Annotated in this window: 22 protein-coding genes and 4 pseudogenes; 20 read left to right on the top strand and 6 right to left on the bottom strand. The window is 58.1% G+C overall.

Going from position 1 to position 23,941, the window contains the following annotated elements:
* Positions 1-1,769 precede the first annotated feature (1,769 nt).
* A complete protein-coding gene (locus ACKAMS_RS32960; protein WP_408990072.1) occupies positions 1,770-2,198 on the top strand; it encodes a helix-turn-helix domain-containing protein in 429 nt (142 codons plus the stop codon).
* A gap of 365 nt (positions 2,199-2,563) precedes the next feature.
* On the opposite strand, the gene ACKAMS_RS32955 is transcribed toward ACKAMS_RS32960, so the two are convergent.
* The 3 genes from ACKAMS_RS32955 to ACKAMS_RS32945 form a co-directional block, all read right to left on the bottom strand.
* Positions 2,564-2,980, bottom strand: coding sequence for a hypothetical protein (locus ACKAMS_RS32955; protein WP_408990071.1), 417 nt, complete (start codon positions 2,978-2,980; stop codon positions 2,564-2,566).
* A gap of 332 nt (positions 2,981-3,312) precedes the next feature.
* Positions 3,313-3,549: a hypothetical protein gene (locus tag ACKAMS_RS32950; protein ID WP_408990070.1), complete on the bottom strand. Its 237-nt coding sequence runs from the start codon at positions 3,547-3,549 to the stop codon at positions 3,313-3,315.
* Positions 3,550-3,889: 340 nt separating this feature from the next.
* Positions 3,890-4,693 (bottom strand): hypothetical protein, encoded by an 804-nt coding sequence (locus ACKAMS_RS32945; RefSeq protein WP_408990069.1) that lies wholly within the window; start codon positions 4,691-4,693, stop codon positions 3,890-3,892.
* 691 nt (positions 4,694-5,384) lie between these two features.
* Here ACKAMS_RS32945 and ACKAMS_RS32940 point away from each other — a divergent pair.
* The 3 genes from ACKAMS_RS32940 to ACKAMS_RS32930 are packed head-to-tail and all read left to right on the top strand — an operon-like array spanning position 5,385 to position 8,314.
* Positions 5,385-6,344 carry an ABC-three component system protein gene (locus ACKAMS_RS32940; RefSeq protein WP_408990068.1) on the top strand — a complete coding sequence of 320 codons (960 nt, stop codon included), beginning with the start codon at positions 5,385-5,387 and terminating at the stop codon, positions 6,342-6,344.
* Complete coding sequence (locus ACKAMS_RS32935) at positions 6,328-6,579, top strand: ABC-three component system middle component 6 (RefSeq protein WP_408990067.1); 252 nt, start codon at positions 6,328-6,330, stop codon at positions 6,577-6,579. The genes ACKAMS_RS32940 and ACKAMS_RS32935 overlap by 17 nt, the downstream gene beginning before the upstream one ends.
* Positions 6,569-8,314 carry an ABC-three component system protein gene (locus ACKAMS_RS32930; RefSeq protein ID WP_408990066.1) on the top strand — a complete coding sequence of 582 codons (1,746 nt, stop codon included), beginning with the start codon at positions 6,569-6,571 and terminating at the stop codon, positions 8,312-8,314. Before ACKAMS_RS32935 ends, ACKAMS_RS32930 begins: the two co-directional genes overlap by 11 nt.
* A 179-nt stretch (positions 8,315-8,493) precedes the next feature.
* Here ACKAMS_RS32930 and ACKAMS_RS32925 read toward each other — a convergent pair whose 3' ends face one another.
* Together ACKAMS_RS32925 and ACKAMS_RS32920 are read right to left on the bottom strand one after the other, a co-directional pair.
* Positions 8,494-8,841, bottom strand: coding sequence for a hypothetical protein (locus ACKAMS_RS32925; RefSeq protein ID WP_003944211.1), 348 nt, complete (start codon positions 8,839-8,841; stop codon positions 8,494-8,496).
* A 2-nt stretch (positions 8,842-8,843) separates the two neighbouring features.
* On the bottom strand, positions 8,844-9,305 hold the full coding sequence (locus ACKAMS_RS32920; protein WP_372581715.1) for a prevent-host-death protein: 462 nt from the start codon (positions 9,303-9,305) through the stop codon (positions 8,844-8,846).
* A 470-nt stretch (positions 9,306-9,775) separates the two neighbouring features.
* On the opposite strand from ACKAMS_RS32920, the pseudogene ACKAMS_RS32915 reads away from it, so the two are divergent.
* Positions 9,776-10,925: pseudogene (locus ACKAMS_RS32915) on the top strand (IS3 family transposase).
* Between the two features lie 73 nt (positions 10,926-10,998).
* Here ACKAMS_RS32915 and ACKAMS_RS32910 read toward each other — a convergent pair.
* Complete coding sequence (locus ACKAMS_RS32910) at positions 10,999-11,403, bottom strand: alpha/beta fold hydrolase (RefSeq protein WP_372581705.1); 405 nt, start codon at positions 11,401-11,403, stop codon at positions 10,999-11,001.
* A 222-nt stretch (positions 11,404-11,625) separates the two neighbouring features.
* Here ACKAMS_RS32910 and ACKAMS_RS32905 point away from each other — a divergent pair, with 222 nt between their 5' ends.
* The 15 genes and pseudogenes from ACKAMS_RS32905 to ACKAMS_RS32835 form a co-directional block, all read left to right on the top strand.
* Positions 11,626-12,732 carry an enolase C-terminal domain-like protein gene (locus tag ACKAMS_RS32905; RefSeq protein ID WP_372581706.1) on the top strand — a complete coding sequence of 369 codons (1,107 nt, stop codon included), beginning with the start codon at positions 11,626-11,628 and terminating at the stop codon, positions 12,730-12,732.
* A gap of 108 nt (positions 12,733-12,840) precedes the next feature.
* A complete protein-coding gene (locus tag ACKAMS_RS32900; protein WP_372581707.1) occupies positions 12,841-13,155 on the top strand; it encodes a YciI family protein in 315 nt (104 codons plus the stop codon).
* Positions 13,156-13,218: 63 nt separating this feature from the next.
* Complete coding sequence (locus tag ACKAMS_RS32895; RefSeq protein WP_408990065.1) at positions 13,219-14,628, top strand: short-chain fatty acid transporter; 1,410 nt, start codon at positions 13,219-13,221, stop codon at positions 14,626-14,628.
* 33 nt (positions 14,629-14,661) lie between these two features.
* Complete coding sequence (locus ACKAMS_RS32890) at positions 14,662-15,480, top strand: alpha/beta fold hydrolase (RefSeq protein WP_372581675.1); 819 nt, start codon at positions 14,662-14,664, stop codon at positions 15,478-15,480.
* Between the two features lie 50 nt (positions 15,481-15,530).
* Positions 15,531-15,701, top strand: a pseudogene (locus ACKAMS_RS32885) (LysR family transcriptional regulator); the annotation flags it as partial.
* Between the two features lie 66 nt (positions 15,702-15,767).
* Entirely contained in the window at positions 15,768-16,418 is a 651-nt protein-coding gene (locus ACKAMS_RS32880) for a LysR family substrate-binding domain-containing protein (RefSeq protein WP_372581685.1), read from the top strand.
* A 219-nt stretch (positions 16,419-16,637) separates the two neighbouring features.
* Positions 16,638-17,522: a ThiF family adenylyltransferase gene (locus ACKAMS_RS32875; RefSeq protein WP_372581676.1), complete on the top strand. Its 885-nt coding sequence runs from the start codon at positions 16,638-16,640 to the stop codon at positions 17,520-17,522.
* Positions 17,523-17,526: 4 nt separating this feature from the next.
* Positions 17,527-18,492 carry an aspartate carbamoyltransferase gene (locus tag ACKAMS_RS32870; RefSeq protein ID WP_408990064.1) on the top strand — a complete coding sequence of 322 codons (966 nt, stop codon included), beginning with the start codon at positions 17,527-17,529 and terminating at the stop codon, positions 18,490-18,492.
* Positions 18,493-18,573: 81 nt separating this feature from the next.
* Positions 18,574-19,404, top strand: a pseudogene (locus ACKAMS_RS32865) (glutamate cyclase domain-containing protein); the annotation flags it as partial.
* Between the two features lie 90 nt (positions 19,405-19,494).
* Positions 19,495-20,418: a glutamate racemase gene (locus tag ACKAMS_RS32860; protein ID WP_372581686.1), complete on the top strand. Its 924-nt coding sequence runs from the start codon at positions 19,495-19,497 to the stop codon at positions 20,416-20,418.
* Positions 20,415-21,845: an MFS transporter gene (locus ACKAMS_RS32855; RefSeq protein ID WP_372581678.1), complete on the top strand. Its 1,431-nt coding sequence runs from the start codon at positions 20,415-20,417 to the stop codon at positions 21,843-21,845. Before ACKAMS_RS32860 ends, ACKAMS_RS32855 begins: the two co-directional genes overlap by 4 nt.
* Positions 21,842-22,141 carry an NIPSNAP family protein gene (locus tag ACKAMS_RS32850; RefSeq protein ID WP_372581679.1) on the top strand — a complete coding sequence of 100 codons (300 nt, stop codon included), beginning with the start codon at positions 21,842-21,844 and terminating at the stop codon, positions 22,139-22,141. Before ACKAMS_RS32855 ends, ACKAMS_RS32850 begins: the two co-directional genes overlap by 4 nt.
* A gap of 21 nt (positions 22,142-22,162) precedes the next feature.
* Entirely contained in the window at positions 22,163-22,945 is a 783-nt protein-coding gene (locus ACKAMS_RS32845; protein WP_372581680.1) for a maleylpyruvate isomerase N-terminal domain-containing protein, read from the top strand.
* A 59-nt stretch (positions 22,946-23,004) separates the two neighbouring features.
* Entirely contained in the window at positions 23,005-23,319 is a 315-nt protein-coding gene (locus ACKAMS_RS32840) for a DUF3303 family protein (RefSeq protein WP_372581681.1), read from the top strand.
* 198 nt (positions 23,320-23,517) lie between these two features.
* Positions 23,518-23,941: pseudogene (locus ACKAMS_RS32835) on the top strand (MFS transporter); the annotation flags it as partial.

Genomic DNA, 23,941 nt, shown 5'->3' with positions numbered 1-23,941 from the left:
CCGCGGCGCTCCTCCCGACGCTTCGCGTCGGGAGACGGAGCGAGTCGCGTCGCTCCCCGCCAGGGAGCCGCTGCGCAGCTCGCAGTGAGTCGAGTGCCGTTGCCGTCGATCGAGTCGCTTCGCTCCTCTGAATTCCGAATCTTGTTTCTCACCAATCGAATTCATCGAAACGTCTGAACCGGTACCCGACACCCGAACGAGGCTGGGGAGGGGGTCACGGAAAGCGCTCCGTCTCCCGTCCACTGCCTCGTCATCATGCTCCCAATCGTACACCCCCACCCACCAAACCGCAAAACAAACCGAAAACATCAAACACCGAAACCCTAATCACCACAACAACATTCGACGTCAACAAAAACGCCACCGTGCACAACCCACGAAACCAACCTAACACCAACCGAATACCGAAACCCACTGCCACACAACAACATTCAAAAACACCTAAAAATGAGCCCCACACCACCCCCACCCGACCCAGCACCACCCGTACCCGAACACCCCGCCGGCCCCGCACAACACCCGGGGTTAGCACCACAGGTCACGTATCAAACCGACTCACTCCATAACAGTTGGCAGTACTACAAATGTTTGACAAAGAAGGCCCCGTTTCCGGGTGCCAGTCATTCACCATGATGTGACGGCTCGGGTAGATCTTCCGAACGGTAGTGACTGATCCAGCTCCTCAGCGTTACTGCATCGTCGACGAGTCGCCACTGGCCCTAGCGGAGTTCCGTCCCCGTCGCTGAAATGGCCTGTGCCGCAATGGTCTGTGCTGCGCGCGCTCCGGCGTACACCCCCCACGGAAGAGTACGCCGGAGCACGTGTTTTCACGGAGGCGGAGTTTCGCGGGTTGGGGTGCGAGCCGGCCTCCGCCGCCACGCGGCGACACCACCGGGTGGAGGGGGTTCGTTGTCGCCGGACACCATAGGCGTCGAGAACAAATATACACGGCCGCAATCTCTGTGCGCTGTCTGCGATTGACGTCTGTTTTCGTAAAATGACTTATCGCCCTTGATGTTTCACGATTTGTCGCGATTGCGCATTTCCCTGGGCATGCAGCGTTTCCGGTGGCAGTGAAAGGTGATGCCGAACGGGCGCGTTATGTGCCTGGATCCTGTTCACGCACGCGGCGGAGTGTGTGAGTGAGTTCGCATGCAGTGTCGATGCCGTGAGTGTGAAGGCTGGAGCTTCGGCGGTCGATGACGTTCGGTTCGGTGTGATGAAACCGCGAAACATCAAGGCGATAAGTCCGTTTCTCTTAGTATGTGGTCGACCCGTGCGAATTGGAGTCAGGGCAGCGATGTAAGTTGTTCTCGGCATTCCGACGTGCCCAGTGACGACGCCCAGACTCCCTCGTTTGGTTGTCACTGCTGGCGGCGGAACTTGGCTCGCGCTACTCGCACGCGAGTTCTGGTCTCCGTCGCTGTGAAACGCACTCCGGTTGTACAGGGGTGTACGCCGGAGTGCCACTCGGATCGGTGAAGCCGTATTCGTTCATTAAGGCGAGGGGTACTCTCGCGGGGGATCGTTTACTTGTTTACTCGATCGAGAAGGCACCGTGTATTCGAACGGTTTTCCTGGTATCGGCGTCGGTGATCACCGCAGATTCTTGTTTCCGGGTCGGCGGGTCGACATGGGAATGCAGGTATGTGTCCAGGGCCATCTGGCCAGTGCGCGCGCGTTGTGGAGGGTTCAGGCTGTATTCGGATCTGTAACCGTGTCTTGTTGTCGGTGTGTGTGGCGGCGAGTGTTCGGCGTGAAGGAGCGTTGTGGATATCGATGATGTCGGGGCCGATGGTGGCCGTGAGTTCTTGAGGGATCGTCTCGACGAGTTGTTCGCTGATCGGCATCTGACGAACCGGAAGGTGGCGGATGCGCTGCGTGTTGCCGGTTGCCAGATTTCGAAAGTGTATGTCTCACAGTTGCGTTCTGGGGCGAGAAGTAATCCGTCTGCCACGATGGTGTCAGCGTTGGCGGCGTATTTCGAGGTGCCACGGGACTACTTTTTCGCTACCCGCTGGTCCGATGAGCGGGACCGGGTTCAGTCTGTGGATCATGACGCTGCCCTCGTGGATGGTTTACCTGAATCCGGTTTGAAGAAGCTGTTGACGTCGGCGATCGGGCTGTCGGGGTCGCAGTTGCGGCTGCTGGAAGCTCTCGCAACGGAATTAGGACGTGCCGAACGCCGCCCGGGCTAGTATGTCGGATTCGGTTTCGAACCAATCTGGTCAGATGTGAAATGGACCCGGATAATCGTTATCCAACGGCCAATGGTGGAGTCGGTGTGTTGTACGTACCTGTGGCGAACGGTCGATCAGACCGATGCGCTCGGCAATGACGAACGCGTCGAACTGGTGCGGTTGCGCAGCAACATATCCAGCGGTCGATGAGGATGTGGAACGGAGTGCCGGAATCCTGGTCCGAGCTCGTCCGGGCCGGAGCACCCGATACTCAGCCGTTACACCGGATCGAGCTGAAAGCGAGTGGGCAGGTTCACGCAGCGCCGCTCCCGGGCATTCTCTCGACTGCGTGAAATTTACTTGTACGACTGACGAATTGACAATCAGTCCACTTCAGGTCTCCACGTTGCCACGGCCCAGATGACTGCGACATCGAGGGCGATGATGACAATCGCCCACACCGGGTAGTACAGCATCCACAGGAAATTTGCGACGATCGAGAGAGCTGCAATCACGAATGCCATACCCCGTGCCCACACCATCCCGCCGAGCAAGCCCAACGAAACCACCACCGCGATGGTGCCGAGGACGATATGAATCCAACCCCACGTCGTCAGATCGAAGCGGTACGTGTAGTTGATGCCCGCGACGAACACATTGTTCTCTGCGAGAGCCGCAATCCCTTGTAGCAGTGCCACGATTCCCGCGACGAGCAGCAACGCCGCCGCCACCAGGGTCGTGCCTATCGCAAGGCCTTGCCGGACCGGTCGGCCTTCGGCAAGTCGGTTCGGATTGGTCATGATTGCCCTTCTTCGCTGGGTGAACGTCAGGCAAGATTCCCGTAGTTCCACGCTGTAGCGCCACGCGAAAAGCCGATATACGCATCAACGTGGTGTCCTTGGATAGGTCTGCAGCGCATAGGTTTCGCCTGAACACAGTGGAATACGTGCCCTTCCTGCATCGTCGCGTAAGGATGATCAGAGACCCACCCCCACAGGCTCGGGCTCGGGTTCAGCGCACTGCTGATCTCCCACTCACACACCGACTAACACCACAGTTATCCACCAATGTTCTCCCCCATCTCGCGCCGAACCTCCCGAACCTCCCCAACTAACAGAGCAAAAACAACGACTCAGAAATAAAAGAGCTTGTAGGGCGAACCGTCGACGTCGGCCACCCTCGCCGGCGCACTCTCTCCGATAGCCCGCTTGGCCGAACCAACAGCACGATCCAACTCACCTCGATCCCGCGCACTGTCCGCCCAAAAACAACGCTCCACCGAGGTATCGATCACCGCAGAATCCGAAACAACCGCCGCCGCATACAGATCCGCAACCTCGCCACCATTCACATACGGAACGTCCTCCACCAAGCCGAGATACGCAACCCTCGACCGCCGAGGCCCGAAGCCAACAAACCCGTCCGTCGCGGAAACCCGCAACCCGAAGCCCTTAAACCCGAACACCGCCGCACCAGCGACCTACCCGCAGAAGGAAACGCCGCCCACAAACAGAACGGCGAATGGCACTGCTCCTCACCTACAGCCGGTGAAGTCGCACGAACCGGGCGCGTCATGAGCTGCTCCGCAGCCCAAAGAAGACCCTCCGTCATGGAATCTCTCGGTCATCCAGAAGTAGACCTGTTGGCTCCGTCAACCATCACCAAATCTCGTACCAACTAACCGAGTTCAACACCGAAATCCCGGCTTGTCACCCTTCACTGTTCCTCAAACCCGGGGGGATCAGAGTCGCCTCGTCGGGAAACACCTCGTCGAGATAGGTCCACGCACGAACAAAACCACCACGGGGATCCGCGTAGTCCCCGAACCCTGTCGCCGAACGAAAACCAGCACGCAAGATCCGATTCATGAGATTGATCCGCCCGTACATCCACGCCAAACCGCCCTGTCGACGGGCAACAACTTGAGCAGGAGCATGCAGTGTTGCCGCGACAAACTCCGCCGTGGGCAACCGCCCCAACAACACACATCTGCCGACCTGATCGCCGTCACGCATATTCGTCTCGTCCCGCACACTCACACCGCGAACCGCCTGCGAGAGTGGCCGATTAATCAACTCTCGGGCATACACCTCGCCGGTACCAGCCGCATAGTTGATCTCCCATCCCACAGCCGGGTCCACATCGTAGACATCAGGCTGGACCTGAATAAACCGAGATCGCCGACGCACGTCATCCTCGAAAAACGCGAACTCCGAATCCCACCACTGCGCGTGCGGAGCCACATCCGCAAGAGCGAGAACACGATCACCGCGGTGATCGTCCTCAGCAATCAACTCGTCAACCTCACTGACCGCACGACGAATGACCGCGGGATGAGGCTCGCCGGCCCCAATTTCCCGCACAACCCTCGCAGTCAACCCCGACGCCTCCGCGATCTCCTCCACCGTCGAGTTCCCATGCAACCCAGCCTTTGCCACCGCCAGCACAATCCGGCGATCACGCTCTTTGATCGCCTCCGCCGCAGCCTCCGCAGTGGAGGAAACGGTGATCAAATCAGCCCTACCATCCACCGCACCAGACGGCAGCGACGACAAATCCTGAGAACGACGACCAAACCACGACACGACAGATTCCCCCTCAATAGAGCTTCAGCGAACAGCAACCATCAAATCATCAATCGCAGTGCTGGCGCCTCCGAGAAACGCGATTCGACCGTCTGCTTCTCCGCTACTGAGTGAGCCCTCAGCTCTGGCGCGCCAGGATACTGGCACCGGAAATATTCGTGCTGCGTGGAATGCCTGCTGTCACAACTCCCTACCGCCCCCTTCGCGAACCTCGCCCGTAGCGAAACCCCTACCCACTCGCCGCCGCCGGCAGCGGCACATGATCACCCCCCACCATTCCGCTCGATCAGCGCATCCGCACCCCCATCACGTCCCCTGAGCGGATGCGAAGGATCGATACTCGTGTACCCCCCTCCTCATCGCGAACCAATGCCGCCAACCGTTCCGAGAGAGTCTGCCCAGCCATCCACCCCAACACGCGATGCCAAGTCTCATCGAATCGCGTCACACCCACATTCCGCCCCCCAGTACCCACCCACAAAACCCCTACGACTTCCCATCCCCACTCATGCTGACGCCACGCCTGTTAACGGGACAGAGAATCGCCGAGTTGATGAGCGATAGTCTTTTCTGCGAGAGACCACGACCGTGGTCGACGCAGACCACGACGGGCTAACAGATGCTGCTGACGGCGAACTGGCGAGACTGGTACCACTTCCGCCATCAACAGGAGTGTTTCAAGTCGGGCACAGCATTCGAGGACTATGCCTCGAAGGTGCTGGATCGCTTCCACGACGACTACGTGAACCCCGCTCCGTCAGGAACACTCGGCGATGGCGGGTGCGACGGGCTGGCGGACTCAGGCACCATCTTCTATGCCTGCTACGGCCAACGACCGGCCCGCAGCGCAGAGCGCGAACTCGCTGCCAAGATCAATTCAGACTTCGCACGGGGGCTCTCTCAGTGGGACAGCTTCCACACATGGAAATTCGTTACGAACGCACCAGTAGGTCCAGAGTCCTTGAAAGCCCTCACCGGTCTCCAACAAAGTCACGGTCCGTCCGCTGAGCGCCCACTGACAATCCGGCTCGTTAGCACCGAGAAACTCTGGGTGGAAGTGGTTGGAACCCTCGATGTCGCTGTCCTCAACGCGCTGTTCCCTGGGGCGCCCGGGGCAGAGAACGTGGAACTTTCTGACTTGTTGCCCCTACTTGACGCGCTCGACTCCAACACCGTGATTGTGGAAACCGGCGCACGTGTACTGGCCGTCCCCGCGGGCAAGATGGACTTCAACGAGCTCCCCGACGCGAGCCGTCTCGAGTTCAACGCAGGCCGGTTGCTGGCTCCTCGTATTGACCGTTGGTATGAAGAGTTGTCCGACCCAGGTCTGTGTGACGTTCATGGCGAGAAATTTCGGTCGATGTACCAGGACGCCCATGCGGTGACGGCAGTACCAGCCGAAGTTCTTGAACGACTGTATGTGTCGGTAGCCGGAACTAACTTCAGGATGGATGGAAAGCGCGCCAACGCGGCGTTCGCAGTCGTTTCGTACTTCTTCGATTCCTGCCACATATTCGAGATGCCACCCACCAACGAAGACGGCCCAGAAGTGGAGACACCCAATGCTTTTACCCACTAAAGGGGTGTCATCGGACCGCGCCCTCATGACAGTCGGTTCCAAGATCCTCGAAGAACTCCGCGATCCGATGTCGGTCTCGGCCCTCTGGGAACGGTTCAGCATTCACGAACATTCGTCCCATCGAACCCAACGCATCACATTCGATTGGTTCACACTCGCACTGGCCGCCCTCTACGCAATGAGACTCGTGGACACATCCGATGAAGGCTTCCTCAGGCGCACACATGTTTCTTAGCCGCCTCACCTCCTCTGACCCAAGATTCAAGACTCTGCGGTTTCGCGAGGGCCTGAACATCCTCGTCGCCGAACGCACCGACACATCCCAGCAAGGCGACAGTCGAAACAGCATCGGCAAAACCAGCGTTATCAAGATCCTGAGGTACCTCCTCGGCGGCGACCTACCGCCAGAATTCAAAGCATCCGAACTCTCCGACCACACATTCACCGCCACCCTCGCGCTTCCCGCAAAAGATGGCGACCGAGACGACGAAGTTACTGTCACACGCGCCGTCTCACCGACGACCCGCGTTCAAGTCTCCGGTTGGTCGATTACCGGAAACTCAACGGACCTTCACGTCGACGAATGGCGCGAATTACTCTCCCACAACATCTTTCGGATACCATCCGACGCAACCCGACCAACAGCCGGTCAGCTCTGGAGTCAACTGATCCGAACATTCTTCAACAACCCCATCAAGGGCCACCAATCCGAGGCCGACTGGGAATCAGGCGTGAAGATCGGCTTCATGCTGGGACTCTCACCAGAAATCTTGGGCAAGGCAGGCGATGTCGATCGCCTCACCAAACAAGGCAAAGCCATCCGCGCAGCAGTCCGTGAAGGCGCAATCACCCACCTCTCACTCGACGAATCCGCGATCCGCGCACAACTCGCGACAGCCCGCCGCCACCGCGACCGCGCACAGGGGGATCTACGCGGGTTCAAAGTCGATGAACAATACGCCGATCACCAACAAGAAGCGGACAAGCTCAGCGCCTCGATCCAGAAACTCAACGACGAAGCCCTCGCTCTACTACGAAGGTCACGGGAGATCGACGAAGCAATAGCCGACGAAGTCGAGACATCCGAGCAGGACGAACTGACAGCGAAACTCTCTCGCGTCTACGCCGAGATCGGACTCGTCCTACCGAACACCGTCAGCCGGCGCTACGACGAGGTCAGAGCATTCCACGAATCCGTGGTCCGCAACCGCCGATCATTCCTGGAACAAGAACTCAACAGCATCCGCGCCCGACTCGAAGCCATCCACTCCGAACGCAGCAGCCTCGACAACCAGCGATCCCAGATCATGCTTCTCCTCAACGAAACCGTCGCACTCGACACCTTTCTGAGCATCCAGCGCGATCTTGCGAAGAAGGAATCCGACGTCGCAGACCTGGAACGACGACTGGAAGCCGCGAACTCAATCAGCACCATCAGCGACACCATCAAACTGCGAACCGCAGAACTCGTCGCCTCGGTCCGAACCGAACTGAACGAGCGAAATGACAGCCTCGTTGAATCGATCTCCCTATTCGGCGAACTCGGCGCAGAGATCTACACCGACCGTGAGGCATCACTTCTGATTTCGCCGACACCCAAAGGACTCTTAGGCGTCGAACCCCGCATATCAGGCGACGCGAGCGTAGGCGTCCGCAGCGTAGAGACCTTCATACTCGACATCGTGTGCGCAATCGCCGCAATCAAAGCAGGCCGTGCACCTCGGATACTCGTACACGACAGCCACCTCTTCGACGCAATCGACGGCCGCCAAGTCGCATCGTGCCTCAACATCGGAGCCCGACTCGCCGAACAGCACAACTTCCAGTACATCGTGACCCTCAACTCGGACTTCCTTGCCACCGTGGAACTTCAAAGCGACGGCGCCTTCGACGCAGACCCCTACATCCTCGACACACGTCTAACCGACGAAACAGACGCCGGCGGACTCTTCGGCTTCCGCTTCGATTAACCGCTCAACATCGCCAACAAGATCACCAACCAATGGGGCCACTCGGGAGATAAATCAATCAGGGTGGGCTGTAGTCAACTACCCAAGCGGCCTCGGTCCGGCGGAGAGGCACCAACCAGCGGTGGCGATGATCCTTACAACCCAAGCATGCGTTCGGGGGCCTCACCGCGCACGGTTCCCTATTTCGTCTCGTTCGGATGGTTGGTGTGCACCTGCTCCACGTGCACCGTGCGCCCCTCGACATAGAACCAAATGCGGGCATCACCCTGCTGAGTAGGTTTGTGCTGCCACCGCTGATGGCTCACGCCGTCGCGAGTGACGACGCCGAGGTCCCCGCGTAGCGGGTAGTTCTTCGGATCCACCACCAGCGGGGTACGCGTCAGGAAATCCCAGGCCTCCGCCAACGGGTTGCGGATCACCGCAGTGAGGTCCCGCCAACCTTTGCGTGCATTGTTGGTCGCAAAGCGGATCTCGTACTCGGTCTTCTTCGTCGGTCGAGGTACGAGCTCGCCGCGTTTTCCTGCCACCGCTACGGACGCTCCACCATCGTGTCGTCTTCTGAAGTGTCCAGCCATTCGAGGTCGGCCTGACCGAGGCCGGCAGCGATCGCGGTCGCCGTTTCACGCCACGACGTCAGCTCCGCAAGCACCAGATGCGGCTGGTCGGTCGCGAACGACGCGCGTGCGGCGTCGACCAGGTCTCGAGCGCAGACGGCACGATCCTTCGGGGAAAGCGCCAGCATCCAGGGGAATGCCCGCGACATCCGTCCATCGAGGGGTCCGTCGTCGTCGACGGCCACCCCGATCAGCTGCGCCGCGAACTCGAGGAGCCGGGCGCGGCTGTCCGCTTCGCGCTGTGTCATGAGCACGAGATCTTCGCCGTCGCGGCGGGTGACGGTGACGGGGTGGTCCTCGGCCTCGGCGAACACCTCGGCCGAATGTTTGCTCAGGTCGGAGGAGCGGCGTGTGGTGCGGGTCGCGGTCGGGGCCATACCACCACCATATTCGGAACGTGTTCGGAAGTCTATGTGAAGTGCACTGCAGGGCGACCGGCATGGCCTGGGTCCAGGCTTCTCCGGAACCGAAAAATTCGGGCCGCGACAGACCGATCAATCACGAACGACTCGACTCAAAACCCCTCCGGACAGACACCGAAACACCCACGTACTTATGATCACCACCCCTCGACATCACACAAACGCCCTACAAACTACTTACCGACCGCCGCCGAAACGCTGAAACACAGCCTGCCGAGCCGTATCCACTCTCTACTCCCGTACTGGACCGATCGGCACACTCGACGAAAATCCGGATACCAATCCATCACTCGGCGCCGCCTACCAATGGCGCCAGCATCGCGAACTGAATCGCACTGGGTTCGGTGGAGACTTTGATGTATCCCGAGTTTTCCGGAGTTCGTTTGTTTTACTTCAGGCATTGATGCACCCGAGAGAGGTTCACGATGCCGCGACGTTATCCGCCCGAGTTTCGCCGGAAAGTCCTCGATTTGTTGAAGTCAGGACGCACGATCGCCGAGGTCGCCGCAGGTCTCGATGTCACCGAGCAGACGATCTACACCTGGCGTAACCAGGAGCCCATCGATACCGGACAGAGGCCGGGGCTGAGCTCGATCGAAAGCGCCGAGCTCGCCGCCGCCCGTCGTCGTATCGCCGAGTTGGAGACCGAGCTTGCCATCGTCACACGCTCCACGGAGCTGCTGAAGTCGGTGGCGGCCTAAAAGGCGGTTCGAAGCGATCGAAGTGATGGCCAAGGAAGGACTACCGGTACAGACTTCGTGTCGGATTCTGGAAGTGTCGGAGTCCGGTTTCTACGAGTGGCGCAATCGCCCACCCTCGGAACGCCCATTGCGACATGCCTGGTTGACGCAGCTGATCACCGAGGTGCATACCGCCTCGCATGGCACCTACGGTGCACGCCGTGTCCACGCCGAACTCACCCTTGGCCACGGCATTGCCGTGGGACACGGCTGCATCGAAATGTTGATGAGAGCCGCTGGTGTGAAAGGACTTCCGGGAAACAAACGTGCACGTTCGAAGCATCAGACCCCAACCGCAAGCGATCTCGTCGACCGTAAATTCACCCGCGACGAGCCGAACAAGCTGTGGGTCACGGACATCACCGAACATCCCACGCGCGAAAGTAAAATTTACTGCGCTGTTGTCCTGGATACGTTTTCGAGGCGAGTCGTCGGGTGCTCTATCGACAGCTCGCAGACGGCGACGTTGGTGACAAACGCTCTGGGAATGGCCATTTCCAATCGAGGCCCGACACCCGGCACACTCATTCACTCGGACCACGGCGTGCAGTTCACGTCCTGGGCATTCACCCGCCGGGCGCACGACTCAGGGCTGGTCCCGTCGATGGGATCGATCGGCGATTGCTATGACAACGACGTGATCGAATCTTTCTGGGGCAGAATGCAAACCGAACTTTTGAATCGGAAACGATGGAAAACGAGGATCGAATTGGCCAACGCCATGTTCGAGTACCTCGAGATCTTCCACAATCGCCAACGCCGGCACAGTGCCCTCGGGATGCTGACACCGATCGAGTTCGAGAACGTACACTTCACACGTCAACCCGAAGCCTGAAGTCAAATATGACGACTCCACGAAACTCGGGGTACATCAAAGTCTCCACCAAACCCAGTGCGATTCAGTCTTGCTAGTTGGCGAGTACCAGTCGATCGAAAACACACGGTCGCCGTTGGGCTGCGGCCAGTCCGATCGGCCCGCCCCAGTCCTGGCCGACCAGCGTCACGTCGTCGAGACCGAGTGCGTCGACGAATCCGGTGACGACATCGGCGTGCTCCTCGGGAAAATAGTAGTAGCCGGGCTTCGGGGTCGAGAGGCCCGGATAGTCGAGGGCGATGCAACGAAAGCCGGAACGGAGTGCACTGATCGCCTCACGCCAGAGGAACGACCAGGTCGGATTGCCGTGCAGCAGAAGTAATGTGGGTCCGGATCCCGCATTGACGTAGTGGACGGTGTTTCCGTCGATGTCGACGAATCGGCTTTCGAACGGAAACAAGTCGTCGTCGACCCAAGATGGCCTTGTCGTGGCTGTCATGTGCACCCCGCAAAATTGATTGTTGTTCGATGCCAGCGGAACCCACTGATTGACTGGGGATGAAAGTCCAAGTACCCCATATCCGATTGCAACGTATCAAGTCATAGTGCGAATATTTCATGTCGTGGACGAGTCATAACGGTCCAAGTTAGGCTCCATCACACGATGTGCGACACGTCACATCTGCTGGCAGATGGAAGAACCTTGATCGGGGGCTTTCGAATGAAAATCGAGGCAGTCGAGGCAGTCGCCGTGCGAATCCCGACAGTACGTCCTCATCGCATGGCAATGGCCACCGTGACCAAGCACACGTCGGTTGTCGTGCAGGTCCGTGACAGCGACGGAGCGATCGGCGTTGGCGAAGTTGGTGTGATCGGCGGATATGGCGACGAATCGGTCGAGAGTATTTGCCACGACATCAACGAGGTGTCAGAAGTCGCGCTCGTGGGCCTCGATCCCATGACATTTGGACTTTCAGCCGCCGCACCCTCACCTATTCACAAACTGAGCAGGTACGCGTCCGCGGCAATCGACATGGCGATGCAGGATCTCTTGTGCCGCAGAAACGGACTTTCAGCTCAACGTGTAATCGGTACCCCACTCCGCAAAGAAGTCGAGTTCACGTGGGTATTGGCAACGGGTGCATACTCTTCCGACTTGGCGGAAGCTGAGCGGATGGCGAGTGCGCACGGCATTCGAAACTTCCTCATCAAGGCCGGCCGAGAGTCCGTCGACGTTGATCTAGTTCGTATCAAACGGATATGCGCGTCATTAGGTCCCGGTTTCAGCATTCGGGTGGACGCCAATCAATCGTGGGATGAGCTGACTGCGAGAGAAGCGATGATGCGCCTGGCGGATTTCGGGGTCGCCGTCATCGAGCAGCCAGTGGCGGCGACTGACCTGCGAGCATTACGGCGACTGACAGAGAGCGGAGTCTTACCAGTCATGGCGGACGAGTCTGCAGTCACTGTTGAGGACGTTGCGCAGATCTCCGACAGCAAGGCAGCATCAGCGGTCTCGGTGAAGGTATGCAAGAGTGGAAGTATCGTCGCAGCCCAGCAGATCGCGAACATTGCTCATTCCTCGGGACTGACGGTCTTCGGTGGCACCATGATCGAGAGTAGCGTCGGAGCTGCTGCACTTTTGCGGGTATTCTCGACATTTCCATCTCTGCATTGGGGATGTCAGTTGATCGGACCGCTGCTTCTCGCCGATGATTTGGCCATGGAGCCTCTCGAAGTGCACGACGGAAAGTTTCGTGTTCCCGACGGCCCAGGCTTGAGCGGTGTTCTTGATACGAGCAAGCTCAACTTCTACAGAAGACGCTGATTAGTTTCGGATACCACTTCCCGGACAGGGGAGAGGTTGTACTACCCACCACACGAACCGTCCATAAACGACCTGGATGCCAACCATGACCAGAGAGAGCAATGAGCTATGCCCTATTTCATTGAGACGCTGGATAAACCTAATTCGCACGATATTCGCATTCGAATGCGTCCCGAGCACCTGGTCTATCTGGAACAGCACCGCCATCTATTACTTGCAAGTGGCGCAAAACTCAGCGATGACGGGATTCAGGCAAGTGGTGGAATCTACATAGTCGACACAGATTGCCGTAAGGAAGCCGAGGAGTTCATCCAGGCAGATCCATTCTCGATGGGCAGTCTCTTCACCGAGGTTCGCATCATACGGTGGCGTAAGGCCTATTTCAATTTCAAATCATTTCTCCCCGATGTCATCACACCCTGAAGGTCACCCGACGTTCAACGCCGCCGATCACCTTGCGCTACTCCCCTTCCCGAAACAGGACCGATGAATACAACTACTGACAGCTCACACAAGGATCCCCACCCGGCCACGGGGCAGTCCAAAAAATCGCCGATCGTTGCACTTCAGCGCTTCTTCACTGTCTTAATGCGTAGTTATCTACCCGACCCGTTTGTGCTGGTCATCGCTTTGACCCTCCTAACTGCGGGGCTCGCACTCGGGATCGAACACGCCTCTCCCGTTCAGATCGTTCGGGCTTGGGGTGACGGTTTCTGGGCGCTCTTGGCCTTCACCACCCAAATGGCCGTCATACTTGCAACCGGGTACGTACTTGCCCGGGCCCCGATCGTAGATCGTGCGCTTGATCGACTGGTCTCACGCATCGACCGGCCTCAAACAGCGATCATCACGGCAACACTCGTCGGTGCGCTGGGAAGTTACGTCAATTGGGGATTCGGGCTGGTTATCGGAGGAATTATCGCGCGCAAACTGGCCACCGAGGTCCGCGGAGTGCACTTCCCGCTGATCATCGCTGCAGCATACAGCGGGTTCACACTATATGGACTCGGGTTGTCGGCAAGTATTCCCATTGCGATATCCACCCCTGATCATCCGCTGTCGAAACAAATCGGTCTCGTTCCTCTGCGAGAGACCATATTCTCGATTCCGATGATCCTGACTGCTCTAGCGGTTTTGATTATTCTCCCGGTCCTCAATGCCGCGCTGCATCCCAGAGGGGATGCAGTCATCGAACTTGATCAGTCCACTCCAGGAGAAGCCGAAGAGCCCGAGACAGTCGCGGACGACGCTGAGCCGACCACGTTTGCGGAACGTCTCAATCACAGTAAGTTCGTCAGTTATTCGATCTCAGCTCTCGGATTCTCCTATGTCGCCATAAGTTTCGTCGACGGACGGACGCTCGACATCAACATGGTGAATTTCATAGTCTTGTTTCTGGGTATCCTTCTCTTGAGGACGCCGGCGGCATATGTCACCACTCTCACCTCCGGAATTCGCACGGTGGTGGGCATCATTCTCCAGTTCCCTTTCTATGCAGGGATCATGGCCATCATGTCCGGTACTGGCCTTGTACTCACGGTCTCCGGATGGTTCACCGGCATCGCAGATCCACAGTCACTCCCGTTTTTGGGTATGCTTTCCTCGTTCGTGATCAACTTCTTCGCTCCATCTGCGGGGGGTCATTGGGTTATCCAGGGGCCCTTCATGATCGATGCAGCGCATGCTCTCGGATCTTCGATTCCACAAAATGCGATGGCTGTCCAACTCGGAAATGCATGGAATGATCTCATTCAACCATTTTGGATTCTCCCTGTGCTGGCCATCTCTCGCCTGAAGCTGAAGGACATCATGGGCTATCTGGTTATCATGATGCTCGTTGTCGGGGTGATCTACAGTGCATCTGTACTGTTGTGGGGTTATCTCGGCGCACATTGACTTGTCCACAGCCCTAACAGTTTCGGAGGAACGATGCCTCAACTGAACACCCCGTCCGGCTCTATTGGATACACCGATACCGGGCAGGGTCCAGTAATCATGTTCGTCCACGGTTTCCTCTTCGACAAATCGATGTGGACACCTCAGGTTCGCTATTTCACCGATCATGGCTACCGGACAGTCTGTGTCGATCTCCTCGGTTTCGGTGAGAGCACAGCGTTATCGGATACGACCCCAGTCGAGGCGCACACGGTGGGCTTGCTTGCGGTCCTCGACGCCCTACAGGTAGCCCAGGTGACACTGGTCGGGTATTCGATGGGCGGTCAAGTCGCGCTCGATTTCGCCGATGCGCACCCTGGCCGAATCAATGCCCTGATCTTGTCCGATACCTTCGCGCACCTCGACACCGATGCCGTCATCTCCTCCCGTTTCGCCCTGGCCGACCGCCTCGAACGAGAAGGCACGGACGCCTATTCGGAAGAATTCCTTCCTCACGTCCTCAGCCCGCGAACTGTCCGAGAACTCCCCGGCGTTGCCAACCACGCACGCAGGATGATGGTAAATGCGCATCCAGCCGGCGCCGCTGCGGCTCTGCGCGGACGAGCGCAGCGACGCGACTACACCGCGACCGCAACCGCACTCGCCGTTCCGGCCCTGGTCATCGCAGGGAGTGAGGACAGTTTCGATCGCGGCGTTCTCGCTGCGGATCTTGCGGCGAGTATCTGTGAGGCCCAGCTCCACATCGTCGCTCATGCCGGTCACACGCCGAGTATGGAACAACCCGGGGCGTTCAACCAGGCATTACATCAGTTTCTCGACAGCACGGTTGCTGCAGGCATAACCTCGACGTGAGCGGAAATCCCTGAGGCCGTGAAGCGACCAATCTGAGGGGACAGCACGACATGGAACTCCGTCACTTGCGCTACTTCGTCGCTGTAGCAGAGGAATTGCATTTCGGTAGAGCGGCGGAGCGACTCCACATAGCAAGTCCTCCTCTGAGTCAACAGATCAAACAGCTCGAATCTGAAGTTGGGTTTCCGCTGTTCGAGCGTTCGACCCGGCATGTCAGCCTGACGGACGGAGGAGTTGTCCTACTCGATCACGCCCGGAAGATACTTAGCGGAATAGATACTGCAGTGATGGCCGCGTCACGGCAACACTCCGGTCATGCCGGAAGTCTCGCAGTAGGATTTGCCGGATCGTCGACATACGAGTTGCTACCGAAAGTGGCACGGCTCTACCGAGCCAAGTATCCCGATGTGGAACTTCGATTGCACGGAGACATGCTTTCTGGCACACAGATGGCGTCCATTCGGGACGGGAATCTGGATGTCGGGTTCGTCAGGCCTTTCTCGAGAGTGCCGGGTGTCGAGACCGAGATCGTATTCACCGAACCTCTCGTGGCTATGCTACCGGCGACTCATCGTCTCGCCCAGGCTGACGAGATAGATCTAGTCGACCTTGCGGACGATCCTTTCGTGCTGTACGAGGCCAGTGGAGCGCTCACTGAATCTGTCCAATCCATCTGCGCCCAAGCAGGATTCACACCGATAGCCGCCCAGTACGCACGGGAGAGCTATACCGTCTCCTGCCTGGTCGCGGCTGGATACGGAGTGTCGTTGGTGCCGAACGCGGCACGTCACCTGCATCTCGACGATCTCCGGTACATTCCACTGTCCATCAAGACTCCCGCTTCGATTCCGCTCGCCGTTGCATGGCGCACCGACAATGCGAGTGCTGCCGTTGTCAATTTCTTGACGACGATTCAGGAAATAATTCAAGAATTATAGCCCGAAATGTCGATTATTTCGACATACAACAGGGTTGGGACCTACCCAGTAAGAATGACGACTGAACCGATAATAGACTGCCGTCACCTTTGCACTTAGAGTCGCTGTTGTCCGAAGCTGCAATTTGCGAGCACTGTGAACCTTGACTTCAGTCCTCACTATTTTCTGTTCGCCAGCACATTCGTGACCATTCAACCGTAACGTGAGAGGCCATCCGCCATGTCAGATCCTCAATTTCGCACGCTCGAATCAAGCTACGACGACGACACCTACTGGCTGCGAGTCGACAGAAACCTGGGTTGGCTCGGGGATACCGACATCGAGGCGCGGAAGCGTCAAGAGATGTTGCGCGACAGTGTAGTTGGAGTTGCAGGTTGCGGCGGGATCGGAGGCAGCATGGTCGACCGACTCGCGCGCCTCGGTGTGGGGCATCTACGAATTGCGGACTTGGACACTTTCGAATACTCCAACATCAACCGGCAGCTCGGCGCAGGCTTCCATACAGTGGGAGAAAGCAAGTCCGACACCGTCGCGAACATCGTTCACGACATGACGCCGGATGTCCGAATTGATGTATTCACGGACGGAATTACGGACGATACCGCTGACGCTTTCGTAGAAGGGTGCGATTTCATTCTCGACGAAATTGAACCCTACGAAGTGCAGGCACGATATGCGTTGCACCGAGCATTTCGGCGTTCCGATCGATGCCAATTCATGATGACCGCGCACGTCTACGGCAACCGGACATTTCTTTGGAAGTGGACCAAGGACTCCATGCCGATCGAAGAGGTGCTCGGCGTGCCGGACCAACCTGAATTCGATCGAGATACCAGGCGTGCGTTGTTGGCGCGCCTCATTCCGCGGTGGCAGGAGTGGCCGTGTGCGGAAATGCAGGAGAAATGGCTCGTCGACAACGCGACATGCCCTATTATTCCCGGCGCCCCTCCTATGGCCCAAGGATTGTTGCTGGAACGACTGATGTTCGGAATCACCGGCATCGAGGAGTTGGGCAATACGAAGACGTTCCCGGAATCTCCTGGGTACGCGATGGTCGACTCCCGAACTTGGGAAGCCGAAATGATCCACGGACAGTGGTGGTAGACCCATGACGGTTACGGCCGCGAACGCCAGTACAGCAATCGACCTCGGTCCGCATGTCTCCAATGGGTTTCGCCACTCACACGTGTTGTCTATGTCGCAGTTCACCAGAAACGACCTCGAATTGCTATATCGCACAACCGAGTTGATGATCGAACGACCCCTTCATGCTCCCCGCTTGACGAATCGTGTCATGTTGTCGGCGTTCTTCGAGCGGAGTACCCGAACACGTCTTGCGCATGAAACTGCCATGCTCAGACTCGGCGGGTCGGTGTCGGGCTTCGCGGACGCCGACACAACCCGGTCCGGTGGTCGCACGCAAGAAAATCACGTGGACATACTGCAGATGGCATCGCTGTATTCGGATGTCGTCGTGGTCCGGCACATGCAGACTGGTTGGACTGCTAGGGCATCCGAGGAAGTGACCGGAGATGCACTCATCATCAACGCCGGTGACGGCGACGGCGAGCACCCGACCCAGACAATGGTCGATCTCTTCACCCTGCGTGCTGCATTCGGTTCGATAGACGGACTGAATATTCTCGTCGTCAATGATCTCGGTATGCGTTGTGTGCACTCGTTGTTGTCGGCGTTGAGACTGTACGACTGCACCATTTTTCTTCCTCGAACGTCGATGAAACACGCAGGTATGACCGCGGAAATGTATCCGAGTCTCAAGATCATGCAAATCGATCACTACTCCGATGTTCTCGACCGAGTCGATGTGATCTACTCTTCGCCCACTGTCGGCGAAGATGCGCGCCAACCACAACAGGTCATACTCGATCGACGAATGCTCGACACTTCCTATACCGGGCGCAGAGTTTCCGTCCTACACCCGTTGCCGCGTGGACCGGAATTGGATCGCAGCCTCGACGACTCACGGTACAACGGCTACTGGCAGCAGGCGGCCTACGGAGTGCCGCTCCGAATGGCGCTCGTATGTTTGATGTTCGATGCCGCGGCGCTCTGACCTCGACGGACTAAGTGATGCTCCATTCTCATCCGGAATCCAAGTTGGGAAAACCCTGTGGACACACGGCTCGAACACCTCATGCTCTCGAACATCGAGCGAGGCATGCGCCAATTGGCGCCGCACGCGAAGGGAAACCTCGAACGTGTAGCTCGAGACCTCGTGGAGGCGGACTATCTGAATGTTGTTGTACTGACAGGGTTTTTTGTGCAATCCGCAAGTCCGCCACGTCCTGAGACCGATGGGCCGATCGGTGCAATCCAACTGGTCTCGGCGATACAAGCGTTGGGCGGATCTGCGAGAATACTGACCGACAGCAACTGCTGTCGTGCAATCGAATCCGTGGCGACAGCGATGCATGTTCGTGTGGATGTCGATGCTCCGCCGACACAGGCTGCCGAGGGGACATTTCGTGAGTGGGAACAACAGATCCTTCGTTACTACTCCAGGCCGAATCACCATGTAACCCACATGATTTCCATCGAACGATCAGGTCCCGCCCAGGATGGTCGTGTCTACAATATGAGGGGCGATGACATCACTGCGCACTGTGCGCCGCTCGACCGTATCTATTCGTCAGGAACATGGCGGCGGATCGCAATCGGTGACGGCGGAAACGAAATCGGCATGGGAAATCTCCCGGCCACTGACGTTGCCCAGCATGTTGAACACGGCCACCGTATTCGTTGTGTCACCACGTGTGACGACCTACTAATCTCTGGTGTGTCCAACTGGGGTGCAGCCGCACTTGTCAGTGCAATCGCGCTGACGGCGCAGGGCAGGGTGCGGGCTGCCGACATCACCCGGTCGATCAGGCCGGACAGCTCGCGACGTGCTCTCGATATTCTGACCAAGAGCGCTCTTGCCGTTGACGGTGTCACCGGCAAACTCGGAAGAAGTGTCGACGGAATCGCTTGGCCTCGTTACTGTCGGCAGCTGGAATTGATACATTCGGCGAGCGTTACAGAGCACTTATGTGTCTCGACCGTCGAGAGTTGTTCTGTGGACGGGATCAGAGTGCAGTTCGCCGCTGGAGCTGGAAACGACAGGCGCCGGGAAGCCCGGAACGCTGCGGGGCAACGACACCGGCCGGTGATCGCGCTCATCGATTCCGGATTGGGTTTGTTGGATACGGCTCATCGCATCCACCAGCTACGTCCGGACGCAGAATTGCGTCTGTGGATCGATTCCGCGGACGCACCGTGGGGGACGAAAGATCCAGCATGGATTCGTGCCAGGGTGCTGCGGACTGTGGAATTCGCGCTCCGTGACGGAGCAGAGATCATCGTGTTGCCGTGCAATACGGCATCTGCCCATGCGCTGGTGGAGGCTCGGGCGGCTACGGGTCCAATTCCGGTCGTCGGGACAGTCCCGGCGATCAAACCAGCATCCGCTCGTCATGCGAAGTTCGCGATCTGGGCTACACCGGCCACAGTTGGGAGTGCAGTGCAGCAGGATTTGATCGACACTTTTGCCAGTCAAGCGCAAGCGGTACCGGTCGCGAGCGAAACGCTGGCGTCAGCAGTGGAAATCGGTAGCAGAAGCCGGATCAGCGTTGCGATAGATGCGGCTGTAGCGCTAACCCCCGACGATTGCACTGCGGTGGTGCTCGGGTGCACGCACTACAGCCTCGTCTCGAAACAGATACGAACGGCCTTGCGACCCGATATCGAACTGTACGACGGTGCACAAGCGGTGGCGGACAGAACCGTTTCTCTCCTGCCAGTGCAGCAGATCGGGTCTGTGCTCGGTTCTGTGACGGTATTCGACGGCGGAATCCAGGTGAGATCACTTCCTCGATCGGCACTCTTGTACGAACCAGGACTTGCTATCGAAAAGCTCTGTACTTCTACACAATTCGTAGAATCAGGTGGTCTGTCCGGAAATCAGTTGTGGGTTGACGCGGCAGCGGAGGTGGTCTCGTGACTTCCTCGACAGTCGAACCTGACGGTAAACCGACCATGACGTTGATTGCTACCTGCATGGGATTTCTGCTGGTGATGTTCGATACGACTGCGGTCAACTTCGCATTGCCTTCGGTCAGTGCCAGTTTCGGAGCTCAGCTGCATCAACTCCAATGGGTCGTGGACGCCTACAACATCGCGTTTGCCGCATTACTCATCACCGGTGGAACTCTGGGCGATCGGTATGGTCGTCGGAGACTCTTTCGCGCCGGAATCTTGCTTTTCACTGCCGGCTCGATCGCGTGCGCGGCCTCTCCGGACATCAACATTCTGATAGCAAGCCGAGTCGTTCAAGGCGTTGGAGCTGGGCTTCTGCTGCCGCAATCTCTGACGATTCTGGCCGCCTCATTCCCGGCAGGTTCAGCCCGGAATCGTGCTATGGCGGCCTGGTCGATCGTCGGTGGTGTCGGACTTGCCGCCGGCCCGAGTATCGGTGCAGCAATAGTGGACCTCTTCAGCTGGAGAACACTGTTCTGGATCAATTTTCCGATAGGTGTTCTGGGACTGTGGCTTACGGGCCGATTCATTGCCGAATCCAGGAGCGAACGCCCGAGAGCACTCGATCCGGTGGGACAAGGTTTGATCATCGGAACGCTCGCCGCAACAACCTACGTCATAGTCAACGGCCCCTGGATGGGTGGAGTAGTGCCGACTCTCGTGATCGGCGCTCTGGCAGTTGCGGGTGCCGTCGGTTTCGTGTTCCACGAACAGCGTCACACCGACCCGATGCTGCCGCTAGGGTTGCTTCGCCGCGGGCAACTTCCGGTGGCGAGTGCAGTCGCGGCCTGCATGACCTTCGGGATGTTCGGGCTGTTCATGGTCGTTCCCATTGCCTTCACGTCGGTGCGGGGGGTGAGTGTTCTCCAAGCCGGCGCCTATTTGATGCCGCTACCTGCGGCGTTCATCTTGTTATCATCCGTGGCTGGAAGGATCGCAACACGAACGGGGCCACGAACACCGATGGTGGGCGGCACGTTTCTGATGGGCCTGGGGATTTTCTTGTTCGCCGCTGTAGGGCCGTCGGCACCCGCCGTAGTGCTCGAAATCGCCTTTGTTCTTGCCGGCACAGGATTGGCCCTCAATACGGGACCGGTGATGGCACTCGCCGTTTCCGCAGTACCTCTGGACTCTGCAGGAATCGCGTCGGGCGTCGCAAATACCGCCCGCATGATCGGTGCGACCCTCGGCGTTGCAGTCCAAGGAGCGCTGCTGACAGTTTTTTCGAGCTCGATCGCCGATACAGCGGAGTCGAATGCTGTTCGTATCGCATTAGCCGTCGGTGCCGGTGCCGAATTCCTCGGAATGCTCATTGCCATTCGTTTCGTTCGAACACCTACCACGCTCACCACCTCGTACAACCAGACAGGACAAGGAAAGGTCCGCACATGATCACATGCGTCATCGAATACGACATCGACCCCTTTCAGATCCAGGAATTCACTAGATACGCCCAGGCATGGCCGACCATCATCGAACGGTGCGGAGGAGACTTGACCGGATATTACGTTCCTCACGAAGGTGCCACTACCCATGGCCTGGCCTTGATCAACTTCCCGTCACTCGCAGCCTACGAACAGTATCGACAAGCACTTCGACAAGATCCGGATGCACAGAAGAACATTGAATTCTCACGACAAACCAGATGTATCCGCAAGGAATGCCGCTCGTTTCTCCGTCGCGTCTGACCACGACAGAAAGGTTTCGTGTTGACTACTCTCACCAACCGGATCATGATCACTCGTCCCCGCGAAGTCTCCTCCTTCATCGCCACTCTCGACTCCTCTGAGCCGACTGCGCTCACGGCTTGTCCCGGCCGAACCGTTCATTTGATCGGCTCTCACATGGCCGGAAGTTACAAGGAGATGACGCGACACGTCGACGCCTATCTCGCTGGAAAGCCGTTGACCCGCAGTCGAATGTTCGAAGAACGGGAACCAGAATTTCGCAATCTGTCCTCACCCGATCTGATTGCCGCTGTGGACAGGAACGAATCCCAGCTACGTTCGAGTATGTCCGAATTGATCGAACGGGAACCTGATGCCACCCTCATGTGGACCAGTCGTATGGTCCGAGCCGACGGGTTCCTCAAGCACAGTCGCAACGAATGCGCCGTACACCGATGGGACGTCACGGGCGATGACGACGAAAGCATGACCCTGCTCTCGCAGCAAGAACTTTTCGAACATGTTCTCTCGTTCATCGGGGCAGCCCCCATGACCGCGCGAGGATTCGCGTCAGGAGCAGGCCGCGGCCGGAGTTTGACTGCGCGTGTCCGCGCGACTGGTCAACCTGACCTCGAGATCAGAGTGATCGGGGGTGTTCCGGCCTTCCAGGCGGTTCCACCGATGGGCGAGGCCCTGATCGAATGTGATCCAGCAGCTCGGGTGCTCTTGTTGTGGGGTCGCCGTGCCGTGCCGTTTCACAGAGTTGTCTGTAACGGTTCCGGTGAAGACTTGCTACGCCTGCAATGGCTGCTGGCAGGGTACTGACACATTCTCATTGCCAGAGAGACCAATTCATTCACACCTTGCACTGGAAGGAGTCCCGTATGTGGTGGCATTGCCGATACGAGGCACATGATCGGATCAGCCCGGCTCAGTTGACCGAACGATTTCTGCGGCAACACGACGCAGGTAGCAACGCTCCGTCGAAGATTCGAGGGTGGTACACCTTTGCGTCAGGTATCAGCGGGTATGTGGTGTTCGAGACAGATACCCTCAAAGAACTCACTGAAATCATCGCTCCGTTCGCCTGCCTAGTCACCTGGCGCGTCGAGTCGATCACCGAACTGCATTACACGATGTTCCTCGAAGAAGCCCGACAACACCACCACCAACGGTCATCGGAAATCACGCGCGTGTGAGTTTTGCCGTCATCATGAAGCGACGGTGGTCGGAACGAAAATTGGTCAAGGACAACGAGATTCAGTCCGTTGCGGTGAGAGCAGCTAGTGATCGAACCTCGATGCGGGTATCGCCGACAGAGGGGTGGCCGGGCTGTCGAGTGCGTCCAGATGCCACAAGAGTGAGCTCACGGCAGCCCTAAGAAATTTCAGGAGGCCCTGGTGAGTCATTACATCGAGCATTGGGATGCCGAGGACGTAGACGCCTGGGAATCCGGCGGCAAGGACATCGCGAAGCGGAACCTGATCTGGTCGGTCGTTGCCGAACACGTCGGCTTCTCGATCTGGTCGATCTGGTCCGTGATAGTGCTGTTCATGCCCACCGACATCTACGGGATCGACGCGGCCGGAAAGTTCTTCCTGGTCGCGGTTCCCACTCTGGTGGGTTCGATTCTTCGTATCCCGTACACGGTGGCCACCGCTCGTTTCGGCGGTCGCAACTGGACGGTGTTGAGTGCGCTGTTCCTGTTCGTACCCATACTTCTCGCCCTGTACCTGATGATGCATCCCGGTGCGTCGTACACCACATTCATGTTGGTAGCGGCCACTGCAGGTATCGGCGGCGGCAACTTCGCGTCGTCGA

It is taken from the genome of Rhodococcus sp. 5A-K4, from assembly GCF_046097995.1.
GTDB classification, from domain to species: Bacteria; Actinomycetota; Actinomycetes; order Mycobacteriales; family Mycobacteriaceae; genus Rhodococcus_F; species Rhodococcus_F erythropolis.
Note: the sequence above shows the minus strand (reverse complement) of the source record. Positions and strands in the feature narration are given on the sequence as shown.

Coding starts and splice junctions, on each gene's coding strand:
- ACKAMS_RS32910 (WP_372581705.1), bottom strand. CDS start 11,403: ATGACAGCCACGACAAGGCCATCTTGGGTCGACGACGACTTGTTTCCG.
- ACKAMS_RS32920 (WP_372581715.1), bottom strand. CDS start 9,305: ATGGCCCCGACCGCGACCCGCACCACACGCCGCTCCTCCGACCTGAGC.
- ACKAMS_RS32940 (WP_408990068.1), top strand. CDS start 5,385: ATGCTGCTGACGGCGAACTGGCGAGACTGGTACCACTTCCGCCATCAA.
- ACKAMS_RS32930 (WP_408990066.1), top strand. CDS start 6,569: ATGTTTCTTAGCCGCCTCACCTCCTCTGACCCAAGATTCAAGACTCTG.
- ACKAMS_RS32905 (WP_372581706.1), top strand. CDS start 11,626: ATGAAAATCGAGGCAGTCGAGGCAGTCGCCGTGCGAATCCCGACAGTA.
- ACKAMS_RS32840 (WP_372581681.1), top strand. CDS start 23,005: ATGTGGTGGCATTGCCGATACGAGGCACATGATCGGATCAGCCCGGCT.
- ACKAMS_RS32935 (WP_408990067.1), top strand. CDS start 6,328: ATGCTTTTACCCACTAAAGGGGTGTCATCGGACCGCGCCCTCATGACA.
- ACKAMS_RS32850 (WP_372581679.1), top strand. CDS start 21,842: ATGATCACATGCGTCATCGAATACGACATCGACCCCTTTCAGATCCAG.
- ACKAMS_RS32895 (WP_408990065.1), top strand. CDS start 13,219: ATGAATACAACTACTGACAGCTCACACAAGGATCCCCACCCGGCCACG.
- ACKAMS_RS32875 (WP_372581676.1), top strand. CDS start 16,638: ATGTCAGATCCTCAATTTCGCACGCTCGAATCAAGCTACGACGACGAC.
- ACKAMS_RS32880 (WP_372581685.1), top strand. CDS start 15,768: ATGGCCGCGTCACGGCAACACTCCGGTCATGCCGGAAGTCTCGCAGTA.
- ACKAMS_RS32890 (WP_372581675.1), top strand. CDS start 14,662: ATGCCTCAACTGAACACCCCGTCCGGCTCTATTGGATACACCGATACC.
- ACKAMS_RS32955 (WP_408990071.1), bottom strand. CDS start 2,980: ATGACCAATCCGAACCGACTTGCCGAAGGCCGACCGGTCCGGCAAGGC.
- ACKAMS_RS32870 (WP_408990064.1), top strand. CDS start 17,527: ATGACGGTTACGGCCGCGAACGCCAGTACAGCAATCGACCTCGGTCCG.
- ACKAMS_RS32900 (WP_372581707.1), top strand. CDS start 12,841: ATGCCCTATTTCATTGAGACGCTGGATAAACCTAATTCGCACGATATT.